The sequence below is a fragment of the Dyadobacter fermentans DSM 18053 genome (assembly GCF_000023125.1).
GTDB classification, from domain to species: domain Bacteria; phylum Bacteroidota; class Bacteroidia; order Cytophagales; family Spirosomataceae; genus Dyadobacter; species Dyadobacter fermentans.
Map to the genome: position 1 here is coordinate 4,193,207 of NC_013037.1, position 12,004 is coordinate 4,205,210.

Annotated in this window: 9 protein-coding genes and 1 tRNA gene; 8 read left to right on the forward strand and 2 right to left on the reverse strand. The window is 48.0% G+C overall.

The genetic code is table 11. The features are described from left to right. Positions 1 to 149: 149 nt before the first annotated feature. Together DFER_RS16980 and DFER_RS16985 are read left to right on the forward strand one after the other, a co-directional pair. Entirely contained in the window at positions 150 to 3,581 is a 3,432-nt protein-coding gene (locus DFER_RS16980) for an efflux RND transporter permease subunit (protein ID WP_015812885.1), read from the forward strand. Between the two features lie 125 nt (positions 3,582 to 3,706). Beyond that, positions 3,707 to 3,780 (forward strand) — tRNA-Pro (locus tag DFER_RS16985). 80 nt (positions 3,781 to 3,860) lie between these two features. On the opposite strand, the gene DFER_RS16990 is transcribed toward DFER_RS16985, so the two are convergent. After that, entirely contained in the window at positions 3,861 to 4,610 is a 750-nt protein-coding gene (locus DFER_RS16990) for a DeoR/GlpR family DNA-binding transcription regulator (RefSeq protein ID WP_015812886.1), read from the reverse strand. A gap of 143 nt (positions 4,611 to 4,753) precedes the next feature. Here DFER_RS16990 and DFER_RS16995 point away from each other — a divergent pair, with 143 nt between their 5' ends. The 3 genes from DFER_RS16995 (at position 4,754) to DFER_RS17005 (ending at position 6,933) form a co-directional block, all read left to right on the forward strand. Continuing rightward, positions 4,754 to 5,473: a 3-keto-disaccharide hydrolase gene (locus DFER_RS16995; RefSeq protein WP_015812887.1), complete on the forward strand. Its 720-nt coding sequence runs from the start codon at positions 4,754 to 4,756 to the stop codon at positions 5,471 to 5,473. Positions 5,474 to 5,486: 13 nt separating this feature from the next. Next, positions 5,487 to 5,990 (forward strand): cupin, encoded by a 504-nt coding sequence (locus tag DFER_RS17000; protein ID WP_015812888.1) that lies wholly within the window; start codon positions 5,487 to 5,489, stop codon positions 5,988 to 5,990. A gap of 73 nt (positions 5,991 to 6,063) precedes the next feature. Beyond that, positions 6,064 to 6,933, forward strand: a complete 870-nt coding sequence (locus DFER_RS17005) for a sugar phosphate isomerase/epimerase family protein (protein WP_015812889.1) — start codon at positions 6,064 to 6,066, stop codon at positions 6,931 to 6,933. A gap of 46 nt (positions 6,934 to 6,979) precedes the next feature. Here DFER_RS17005 and DFER_RS17010 read toward each other — a convergent pair whose 3' ends face one another. Beyond that, positions 6,980 to 7,846, reverse strand: a complete 867-nt coding sequence (locus DFER_RS17010; protein WP_015812890.1) for a sugar phosphate isomerase/epimerase family protein — start codon at positions 7,844 to 7,846, stop codon at positions 6,980 to 6,982. Between the two features lie 239 nt (positions 7,847 to 8,085). Here DFER_RS17010 and DFER_RS17015 point away from each other — a divergent pair, with 239 nt between their 5' ends. The 3 genes from DFER_RS17015 to DFER_RS17025 are packed head-to-tail and all read left to right on the forward strand — an operon-like array spanning position 8,086 to position 12,002. Continuing rightward, positions 8,086 to 9,027, forward strand: a complete 942-nt coding sequence (locus tag DFER_RS17015) for a DUF4249 domain-containing protein (protein WP_015812891.1) — start codon at positions 8,086 to 8,088, stop codon at positions 9,025 to 9,027. After that, entirely contained in the window at positions 9,024 to 11,342 is a 2,319-nt protein-coding gene (locus tag DFER_RS17020; RefSeq protein WP_015812892.1) for a TonB-dependent receptor, read from the forward strand. The genes DFER_RS17015 and DFER_RS17020 overlap by 4 nt, the downstream gene beginning before the upstream one ends. Positions 11,343 to 11,375: 33 nt before the next feature. Next, positions 11,376 to 12,002, forward strand: coding sequence for an outer membrane beta-barrel protein (locus DFER_RS17025; RefSeq protein WP_015812893.1), 627 nt, complete (start codon positions 11,376 to 11,378; stop codon positions 12,000 to 12,002). Positions 12,003 to 12,004: the final 2 nt, after the last annotated feature.

The following is a 12,004-nucleotide window of genomic DNA, read 5'->3' on the forward strand; positions in this document are numbered from 1 at the left end:
ATGAAGAGTGACGACTGTCAAAGGTCAGTAATGGTCAAGAGTTGTCAGGAATTGTCAGGGATTGTCAGGAATGCACAGCCTCCCTATTCACTCATTCATCGCGCCGGCGACCCGGTCATTCAATCATTCAATCATTCAAAATTGATTCTATGAAATTCAACGAATATAAAACCCTAGGCTTCACCAACTGGTGCGTAGAGAACAGGACGACGATCTACATCTTTACGTTCATCATCACGCTGGCGGGGTTCATGGTGTACAATAACCTGCCGAAGGAGCAGTTCCCGGACATTAAAATCCCGCAGATTTACATTAATACGGTGTATTTCGGGACTGCGCCGGCCGATATCGAAAACACGATCAACAAGCCGATCGAGAAGCAGCTCAAATCCCTCAACGGGGTGAAGAAGATCAAATCCAATGCATTGCAGGACGTGTCGGTAATCCTGGTGGAATTTACGCCGGATGTGGCCGTGGAAGTCGCCTTGCAGCGGGTGAGGGATGCGATAGATAAGGCCAAAACCGATTTGCCCCAAAACCTCGACACGGGCCCCACAGCCCAGGACGTGAACTTTTCGGAGTTCCCGATCATGAACGTCAACATTGCCGGTAACTATTCTTTGAAACAACTGAAGGAATATGCCGAAGATTTGCAGGACGGGATCGAAGCATTGCCGGAAATTACCCGTGTGGATATTCTCGGTGCATTGAACCGCGAGATCCAGATCAACGTGAACCTCGACCGCATGAAATCGACCGGTTTGACATTCTATGACGTGCAAACGGCGATTCAGAGTGAAAACATCAACGTTTCGGGCGGCGAACTGAACGTGCAGGGCGTGCGCCGGACGCTGCGCGTGAAAGGCGAATACACGGATGTGGCCGAAATGGCGAATATCCGCATTCGTACCTCCACCGGTGCGACGGTCCGCCTGGGCGACATTGCCGAAGTGGCCGACAGCTTTGAAGAACAACAGGATTTCGCACGTTTGGCCAATAAATCGGTTATTACCCTGAACGTGATCAAGCGCTCGGGTGAAAACCTGGTGGACGCAGCCGATAAAATCGAAGATGTCATCGCGGACTTTAAAGAAAACCGCTTTCCTGCCGGTTTGGATGTAAAAATCACCGCCGACCAATCGATCCAGACGCGGGCTGATTTGCACGATTTGATCAACACCGTAGTACTCGGCTTTATTTTCGTGGTGATGGTGCTCATGTTCTTCATGGGTGTGCGCGACGCGATTTTCGTGGGGCTTTCGGTGCCATTGTCCGCATTGGTAGCATTTGTGTTAATGCCTATTATCGGACCGATGGTCGGGACGGAATTCACACTGAACACGATCGTGCTCTTCGCTTTCCTGCTCGGGATCGGATTGGTGGTGGACGACGCGATTGTGGTAATCGAAAACACGCACCGTCTTTTCAACCAGCATAAGGACTGGACGATCCAACAAGCGGTGAAAGCGGCTGCGGGAGAGGTGTTCATTCCGGTACTTTCGGGAACATTAACGACCATTGCGCCATTCTTCCCATTGCTTTTCTGGACGGGTATCGTCGGGGAGTTTATGAAATTCATGCCGCTGACGCTCATCATTACGCTCGGCGCGTCGCTTTTCGTGGCTTATGTGATGAACCCCGTGTTTGCGGTGTCGTTCATGGGCCGCCATGATGATGAGAAAGAAGCACACGACACGAGTTTTAAAGCCATCCGCAGGCCGCTAATCATACTTGTGGTAGCAGCATTGATCGGCTACGCCATCGACCGGGGTATTGGAAACTTCTTTGTATTTATCCTCCTCCTGTGGGTTTTCAACCATTACATTCTGACACCAAGAATCCTTGTCCCATTCCAGGACCGGCTGCTTCCATCCCTTAAAAATGGCTACCGCAAACTCATCGACTGGCTTTTGAGAGGTTGGAGACCGGTAGTGGCCATTGTGGCTGTGTTCCTGTTGCTGATCGCGACGTTCATCATTACCGGCATTGCCCAGCCGAAAGTGCTCTTCTTCCCGAGCGGTGATCCTGATTATGTGTACGTCTACAACAAATTACCCATCGGTACCGACGCCCGCGTGACCGACTCCGTAACCAAGATCATCGAGCAGCGTGTTTTTGATGTGTTGGAAAAAGAAAAAGCGATGGATATGGTGAACTCCGTCATCGCCAACGTCGGTAAAAACGCCGGTGACCCTTACAACCCCGACCGCTCGGCCACGCCGCACAAGTCGAAAGTGACGGTAGCATTCGTGTATGGTACCGAACGCGGCGGAAGGTCGTCCGAAGCGATCCTTCGCAAGATCCGCGATGCGGTAGCCGGCATTCCGGGTGCTGAAATTTCGGTAGAACGCGAAGCGGTGGGCCCTCCTACCGGTAAGCCTATTTCAATCGAGATTTCCGGTGATGAATTTGATGTGCTTCAAAAACTGGAAAAAGACGTTCTGAAAAAAGTGCAGGATTCGGGTATCGAAGGGATCGATCAGCTCCGCTCCGATCTCGTGACCAACAAGCCCGAAATCGTGATCGACATCGACCGCGAAAAAGCGCAGCGCGAGGGCATTAGTTCGCAACAAATCGCACTGGCGGTCCGTACGGCATTGTTCGGTCTGGAAGTTTCCAAATTCCGTGACGATAAGGACGAGTACCCGATCATGGTGCGCCTCGAAAAAGATGACCGCGAGCAAATCGAAAAACTGCTCAGCCTGAACGTCGTTTACCGCGACATGAACATGGGCGGTGCATTGCGCCAGGTTCCCATTACGTCAGTAGCGAACATCCATTACTCGACCACTTTCAGCCAGATCAACCGGCAAGACCAGCGACGCATCGTCACATTGGGCTCGGACGTACTGCCCGGCTACAATGCCAACGAAATCGTGGCACAAATCCAAACCCTGGTGCAGGAAATGGAGGTACCAAACGGCTATACGATCAAAATGGGCGGCGAGCAGGAAGAGCAGGCTGAATCGATGGCGTTCCTCGGAACAGCGTTCGGCGCGGCGATCATGCTGATTTACCTCATCCTGGCGACGCAGTTCAACTCGGTGGTCAAGCCATTCATCATCTTCTTCACGATCGTGCTTTCGCTCATCGGGGTGTTGCTGGGCTTCGTGATATTCAACAAAGACTTCTCCGTAATCATGTCCGGTGTGGGGATCATCGCTTTGGCAGGTATTGTGGTGAAAAACGGTATCCTGCTCATCGAGTTCATCGAAGAACTTCGCGGGCGCGGGTATCCGATGCGTGAAGCCATTATCGAAGGCGGCGCGATCCGTCTGACGCCCGTATTGCTCACCGCCTCGGCCGCCGTATTGGGTCTGGTACCGCTTGCATTAGGTATTACGGTCGATTTCGTGGGTCTTTTCCGCGATCTCGCGCCCGATCTGATCATTGGCGGGCCAAGCTCCGTGTTCTGGAACATCCTCGCATGGACGATCATCTTCGGCCTCACATTCTCGACCGTACTCACGCTTGTGATGGTGCCTTGCATGTATTACGTGAATGAGCGCGTCCGCGACAAGTGGTTCCGGAAGGGCAAACCTGAGCCGGTAAACCCGAATTGGCAGAACGAAACGATCTGAAATCCGGCCCGGTAATTGTTCATTTCAGGTTAAATCAATTTTTTTCGGCCTGAAATGAACAATAATCCAAAACATTCTTAGATTTGCAACCCCAAAGAATGGCCGTGAGGCATTCAAAAAAAGTTCGGGATGTAGCGCAGCCCGGTAGCGCACTAGCATGGGGTGCTAGGGGTCGCAAGTTCGAATCTTGTCATCCCGACGTTGAAAAAAGCCACTTACGACAGATGTTGTGAGTGGCTTTTTCATTAAGTCGAACAGGGGTCGAGCATTTCTTGGGAATTAATAGATCTCCAAGCCCGAGAACCGGTACTTTGCCAGTTGGTCGTCGTCACTAACTAAATCTGTGATGATGGCATCGACTTCATTCAATTCGGCTACTTTGAAGTAATCTATCATGTTGAGCTTTTCTTGACTGACCAGGGCAATCGTTTTTCTTGAAGATTCAATAAATACTTTTTTTACTTCACCGTCATCTGCAAACTGAGCCGTCACACCAATGCTTACATCAATGGCACAGGTCCCCATCAGGTAAAGATCCGCGACGTATTTTCGTGCTTCCATGCATGTTTGGACACCTACCGTTGTCTGGGTCCCTGGCACGTAGTTACCCCCCAGCAACACGATTTCTATCCCCGAATGATTGGATAGCACATGAGGTAGCGCGACGTTATTGGTAATAACCCTCAACTTGGCATTAACCGGAATCGATGCCGCAACAGCCAGCATCGTAGTACCGCCATCCATCAGCACCGTTTTGACGTCGGCAAGATGTTGTTGTACTTTAAGTCCTATGCGCTGCTTTGCCTCGGTAAACATTCCTGCACGTTGCTGGAATGTCAGCGGGTTATGGGCCGGTGAAATAGCTCCCCCACGCACCTTGACCATCAGGCCGCTCTTTGCCAGGATATCTATATCCCGTCGGATGGTGTCCTCAGAGACTTTCAAGTCGTTGGCCAGTTCTTCAAAAAACACCCGGCTGTTCGCCTTCAACTTATCCAAAATATGTTCAAAGCGGGCTTCTTTTAGCATTTTTTAGTCTCGATGTTTTGTAATAACCGGTAGGCGTGTCCGGCTAAAAGCCGGCAAATGTAAAAAACTAATCCTTTCAACAATTGTATGACTTTGCAATATTATACATATTTGCATGTTTTCGCATAACCATATTTATTTTGATGAAGAAGTTCCTAATTTTCTCCCCATTGCTGATCAGCATCAGTCTGCTGACCGGTTTCAACGCAGATATGCCGAACGAACTTACCGCTCAGGAAAAAAAAGAAGGATGGTCGTTGCTGTTCGATGGAAAGACAACGAATGGTTGGCATTTGTATAACAAGGGCAAAATGCCGTCCGCATGGATCGTGCAAAAGGGAGAACTGTATTGCGATCCTACCCTCACCAGCGCAATGCACGGGGACCTGGTCACCGATAAAGAATATGAGAACTACGACCTGAGGTTTGAATGGAAGATCAGCAAGGCGGGTAACAGCGGTGTGTTCGTAAATGTCAAGGAAAGCAAAGATATTCCAACCGCATGGGCATCGGGACCGGAGTACCAGCTTTTGGAAAAAACGCATTATGATTACAATTCAAACCCCAAAAAACGGGCTGGATGTCTTTACAGTTTTCAGAGTCAAAAAAATGCGGCTACTGACAAGCCCGTCGGACAATGGAACCAGTCACGTATCGTTCAGAAAAACGGCAAGATCCAATTCTTTTTGAACGGGACACTCACCGCTGAGGAAGACTTCAAATCTGAAAAGTGGAAGAAGATGGTTGCGGACAGCCATTTCAAAACTTTCCCCGAATTTGGCAAATACACCAAAGGGCACTTGACGTTGCAAGACTGGGCGAAGGGTATTTCATTCCGTAATATCAAGATCAAGCAGCTATAACTCTCAGATCGTTATGCCGAAGAATTTCGAGGTCGAGAAATATTGGTTTGAGGATGATGGCGTGATACCGAACAATGCATTGCCTGTCCTTGTCTACCGCCAAATCTGCGCAGTGGATGATAAGTCGGAGTGGTTCGAAACCACTTTTATCGCTAACGGATGGACAAATAACTGGCGGGATACTATTCTTCCCTACGATCACTTCCATAGCACCACACATGAAGTACTGGGTGTGGGCAAGGGTGATGTTATGCTGCATGTGGGAGGTCGGTTCGGTAAACAGCTGTTCCTCAATGCAGGCGATGCAATCATACTCCCGGCAGGCGTTGGTCACTACGCATTGCCAACGAAAAATGAATATGAAATCGTTGGCGGTTACCCCGAAGGCAGGGCTTGGGACCTTCTGACAGGCGAAGAAGGTGAGCGGGAAAGGGCGCTGATCGGCATTAAGAATGTGCCTGTGCCCTTCACAGATCCCATTGATGGTGAGCACGGGACTTTGATCAGCTCCTGGTAATAAAGCCGAATTGTAATTTTCTAAATAAAATAATCAGCCTGGCCGGGTCGGGGCCAGGTAAAAACAAAACAACATGGAAAGAAGAGACTTTTTAAAGAAATCCGGTTTTTTAACGGCTGGGGCATTGTCGGTTAGTTCTTTGAGCGCAATTGCCGCCGCTCCGAAGAAAGTGATCGATCCTTTTGGTGTTCAGCTGTTCAGTGTGCGCAGTCTGCTGCCGGATGATCCCAAAGGCGTCATGACCAAGCTGGCCGAAATGGGTTATAAGCAGTTTGAAAGCTTTCAAGGCCCGAAGGGGTTCCTGTGGGGCATGGAGCCGAAGGAAATCAAGAGTTTTCTCGATGGCCTGGGCGTGAAAATGGTGAGTACGCACTTTGATTTCAAAGGCGCTGCCGCAGATCCTGAAAAGCTGAAACAATACATCGATATGGCGCAGGGCGCTGGCTTGAAATACATGATCTGCCCGTGGATCGGCCCGCAAAAGACCTGGGACGAGTGGAAGGTCGTAGCGGACGACTTCAACAAGGTAGGCGAGCAGGTCACAAAATCGGGCCTGAAATTCGGCTACCATAACCACGATTATTCATTCAAACCACTCGATGGAAAACTTCCGCAAGACTATTTGCTAGAAAATACCAATCCGAAAAACGTCATGTTCGAACTCGATCTTTGCTGGATCGACGTGACAGGCGTTTCCACGGCCGACCACCTCAAAAAGTACGGCAAGCGCTACGAGCTTTGCCACGTGAAAGATTACACCAAAGAAAACGGCAAGCCGGTACAAAACGACCTGGGTAAAGGTAGCGTCGATTTCAAAAAGACGCTTCGCCTGGCCATGGACAGCGGTATCAAATACTTTTTGGTAGAGCAGGAAGAATATCCCGAGTCGCCGCTGGTCAGCCTGGCCAACGACGCGCAGTATATGAAAAAGCTCTCAGTGTAACACAAGGGCAATTTCACACAAAGCCGCCGGATTATTCGGCGGCTTTTTATTTCAAACCTAACGTAGTTTTGTAATATTTAACGGTTTGAATCACCGACGGCAGGTTGCTTGGCTTTTCTTGTCGGTCGCGCTCGATGATGATGTGCCCGTTAAACTTCTGCGCTTCGAGCTCCCTGAACACCGCCGGAAAATCGATCACGCCCGTTCCCACCACTACATCCACCAGCTTGGGATCATTATATGCCGCAATGTCTTTCAAATGGATGGCGATAATGTGGCCTTTCAGCTTTTTCAATGCGTCGACGGGATTAATGCCGCTTTTGGGCATGTGCCCCAGATCGGCGCAGACGCCGAAATTCGGATGCCCTTTCAATGCAGCCAATGTCGAATCCGGATGCCAGTAGGCGCTCGTTCCTTTCCAATGGTTGTGGATCGCCAATTTAATGCCGTACACGCCCGCCAGGCTGTCGATGCTGTCCCAAAGGCGCACCGGCGGCTCCGCAGTGACGTATTTTACGCCAAAGTTCTTCGCAATCTCGAACTCCTTTTTCCAGTCATGAATCGTCTTGCCGCCAACAAGATAGATCGACTCCATTTTTAAGCCCTTTTTCTCGACGAAGGCTTTCAATTTTTTAATGCCCGAAGGCGACAATTTCATCACGGCGGAATCTTTCAATTCGGGAATCGACTTGCCGAATGTGAAACCCTCCACATATTTAAGGCCCGCGCTATCGGCCTTGTCCAGTTGTCCCTCAAAAGACGAGGGATTAAACGTGTACAGCGCGACACCCAGCTTCCAGGAGCGCGGATTGTTCGCTGTAAGTGCAACAAGCCCTGCACCAGCAAGCACCACTGCCAACAGCACCAATGCGCCCGATTTCGTCTTCAACGCTTTCCAGAATCCAGTATCCATTTTCGATTAGTTCAGATGTTCCAATCTAAAATAACAAACACCGGCACAATTCCAGCGCTTGAAGTTAAATTCTAAAAAATGGAAAAATAATTTGAGGTCCGCTGCACCGATATCAAACTCTTAAAAAAAGTTAATGAAGTCGAACGTTCCGGTAATTGAGTAATTTTGGTCGTCGGCAACCTTCCAGAAAATGTATTTCCGAATTCATATCTTTATCTCCGGCCGATTTTATTCAACGCATGAAGTTTCTATATTTCCTATTAATACTATTTGCGGCTGGCTGCAAAGAAACCGACCTCGATCTCGACATTCCCTATTCCGGCGACAAGCTCGTTTTGTGGGGAAAACTCAAAGCGGGAGCTCCCGTAAGAATTCAGGTAACGAAAACCTTCAATCCGGTTGGGCTTATCCCGAAGGATGTCAGCGTTCCGGATGCAAAAGTAACCCTGGAAATAAATGGAAAAACGAATATTGAATTGTCTCCGCTGGCAAATGAGAAAGGTATCTATGTATCTGACCATGCGGTCGTTGCCGGTGCCACTTACATTATAAAAGCATCGGCTCCCGCATTACCCGACGCCGAATCCGCACCGGTGAGTGTTCCCCTGAATCTGCCGGATGTTGAAATAGTAAGAACCCGGAATGTGCCCGGTGAAATCAATCATCAATCGCCCCAGGATTTGGTCAGTTTATATTTTAAGGAGCAGCAAGCTGATCCGGAAAAATATTATACCCTCACATTTTTATCATACTACGAAAAAGATACGCTATCGGCAAATACTTATGGCGCCACCGATAATATTCCTGCCAAAGAAGAGGATTGTCACACCTGGGCAAGCGAGAAAATATCGAGCGTTTACATTGAGGTATTAGGAGGAACATTCGATCGTTTCGCCTCGGTATTCCTGGTGAAAAGCAAATGCCTTCCAGACCCCGGCATTCCGATTAAATTTTACGTTGAAGCCGGCAGGGGAACGCTTGATGACCCGCGATTGGCATTAAAAACTACCATGAGACTTGAAGTCGTCACGAAAGAAGCATTTGACTTTGCCAAAATAGAATACGACCAGCCCGAGGGCGTAGACCATCTCGTGCTTCCTCCCCAAAGAGCGCTGACTAATATCAAAAATGGTTACGGGCTGATTTTTGCTTCCAATGACAAAGTGATCGAAATACCATGATGAAAATATTGATCACGATCCTCTTCCTGGCAGCCCAGGCACATCTCGTATTTTCCCAAAAATTAACGATAAGCGGAACCGTTCGGGATGCTGCGAATGGCGAACTTCTTGTGGGGGCAACTATCGCAGACAGCCTTTCTCAAACAGGCGTACAAACAAATGCATACGGTTTTTTCAGTTTGGAAATACCCTCACCGGACCATCCCGTCAAAATCAGTTTTGTAGGCTATACGCCGCTGTATATCAATAATTTAACCAAACATAAATTCCCGCTTGATATTAAATTGGCGCAGTCCAATTTGCTCAAAGAAGTGACGGTAAAAGAAATAAGAAATTCGGATGCGCTTATCGGGAGTTTATCCATTCCGATGGACAAAATAAAATCAATGCCGGCCTTATTGGGTGAGGTGGATGTCTTAAAAGCGCTGAGCCTTACACCGGGTGTTTCGACGGGCACGGAGGGAAGCGCCGGCTTGTATATCCGGGGCGGAACGCCCGATCAGAATTTGATTCTGCTCGATGAAGTTCCCGTATATAATGTCACGCATTTGGGTGGATTCTTTTCGGTTTTTAATCCTAACTCTTTGAAATCGGTTGATTTATACAAAAGCGCATTCCCCGCCCGCTATGGCGGCAGGCTTGCTTCGGTAATAGACCTGACTATGAAAGACGGAAATAACCAGAAATTCGGTGGCGAAGCGGGCATTGGAATCCTTAACCAAAGCCTGACATTGGAGGGGCCTATTGTTAAAAACAAAGCCTCGTTTATCGTTTCCGGGAGAGTTTCCACACTGGGGCTTTCTGCCTTATTGCAGCCCAAAAAACCGAGCGGATACGGTGAAACCCGGAAATATCGCTTCTACGATCTTAATGCGAAACTGAATTACCAGATCAATAAAACGGATCAGATTTATCTGAGCTTTTATAATGGATTTGACCGGTTTACCTACGGTGAATGGAGCGCCAATAGCGGACGGGAAACAGAAACTTCCCTGGGTAATAATTGGGGAAATACGACCGCCACACTCCGATATAGCAAAGTATTATCTCAAAAACTCTTCGCCCGGTTTATTTTGCTCTATTCAAAATACACCAGTGAATTCAACAATGAATTCGAGGACATTAACCCGAACAGGGACCCGGTCAGGCTCTATCGAAATACCAATGCAGGAGTAACGGATTTAGGCAGTAAAATTCAGTTTGACTATTTCGCTTCCAATCGGGTAAATCTGCAATTCGGTCTGGATGCTACAAGGCATTCATTTAGTCCGTTTGTTACAAAAAGCAATTACAGTGGCTCACAGGAAAGTAGCGGAGCAGGTAAGCTACCGGCAACGCAGCTGGATTTTTACGCGGATGCCGATATTAATCTTACTTCTAATTTACGCTTCAATCCCGGCTTCCGGTATAGTTTGTATAATGTGAATAACCAAACTTTTTGGAATCCTGAACCGCGCCTGGGGTTGAACTGGTCGCTTCCGGCAAATTGGGCTTTGAAGGGTGGCTATGCAATTATGAATCAATATGTTCACCTGCTTACCAACAATGGTTTCGGTTTCGGTTATGACGCGTGGCTGCCTTCCACGGACAAGGTAACGCCTTCACGAAGCGCACAGATTTCCATCGGATTATATAAAACTTTTCCCCGGCAAGGCCTGGAATTTTCACTGGAAGGGTATTCAAAAAGGATGAAAAACCTGATCGATTATCCCGACGGAACCAATTTCACGGGCTTACTTGCAGAGTCATGGGATGATATTGTCATCAAAAATGGCGCAGGACGCGTACAGGGAATTGAAATGATGCTAAGCAAAACGACGGGACGTTTCAATGGCTGGATTTCATATACTTTATCCAAATCAGAAAGAAAATTCACAGAAATTAACGACGGTGCATGGTTCCCGATGAAATATGACAGGCGACATCATATAGCGGCGACGGCCAACTACGAAATCGGTAAGAAATGGAAATTAAGCGCCAGCTTTGTTTACCAGACAGGCCATGCTGTTACTTTGCCCGAAGGTGCCCTGATAACTGAAAATAGTGGCGGCCCAAGATTTATTTATGACAAGCGAAACAACGGACGAATGCCCGCATTTCACCGCCTCGACATTGGCGCAAGCAAATCGCTGATAACTCCCGGCAAACGAAAAGCGGAACTACGGTTTGGTTTATACAATGTCTACAACCGAAATAATCCGCTTTATCTGGATATGAAGACAGAACGAAAGAATTACACACCGACGGCAATTTCCATTAAGCAGGTTTCATTTTTCCCGATTTTGCCATACATAGGTTACACATTGAAATTTTAACTCAATATTCCCGAATTGAAATCACCATTGCTTATGAAAAGCGTATCCTTCTTCTTTTTGATATGTTTCCTGATTTTTTCTCAAAATGTTTTTGCTCAGCAGGGCGAGGATTCTCTCAGAATTGATGAATCTATAAACATCCCACCTTATAAGAACTTAAAAAAAGGTGCTCTTACTTTTTCATTGAATGGTTCTGCAAATAATAGCGAGCAGAAAGCCGGCTGGTCGCTCACGCCACAGGCGGGTTATTTGATCGCTGACCGACTGGTGGTTGGGCTTCAATTGTCGATAGCCAATCGATTTTCCAAAGAGAGAAGGAGCTGGGCGAGCCTGAAACCGGGAGGGGTAAAGGAATATGCTTTTACACCGGAAGTGTACGCCCGTTATTATTTGCTGCCGTTCCGTTTCACCCCGTATTTCCAATTGTCGACGGGCTATAATTTTGGTAAATTCACAGCAAGAGATGATTTTTTCGATAGAAAAATATCTGTCAGTACCAATAATTATGTCATGTTCGGAGCAGTTGGACTAAGCGTGCGCGTCGGGAAATACATGGGCTTGCAGGCTCAGTACAACTTGCCCATCATCGTGGATTCGCAGAAGAATGAAATGATCAGAGATAACCGCTTCCGGCTTGGATTATCCTTTTACTTTAAGTAGTG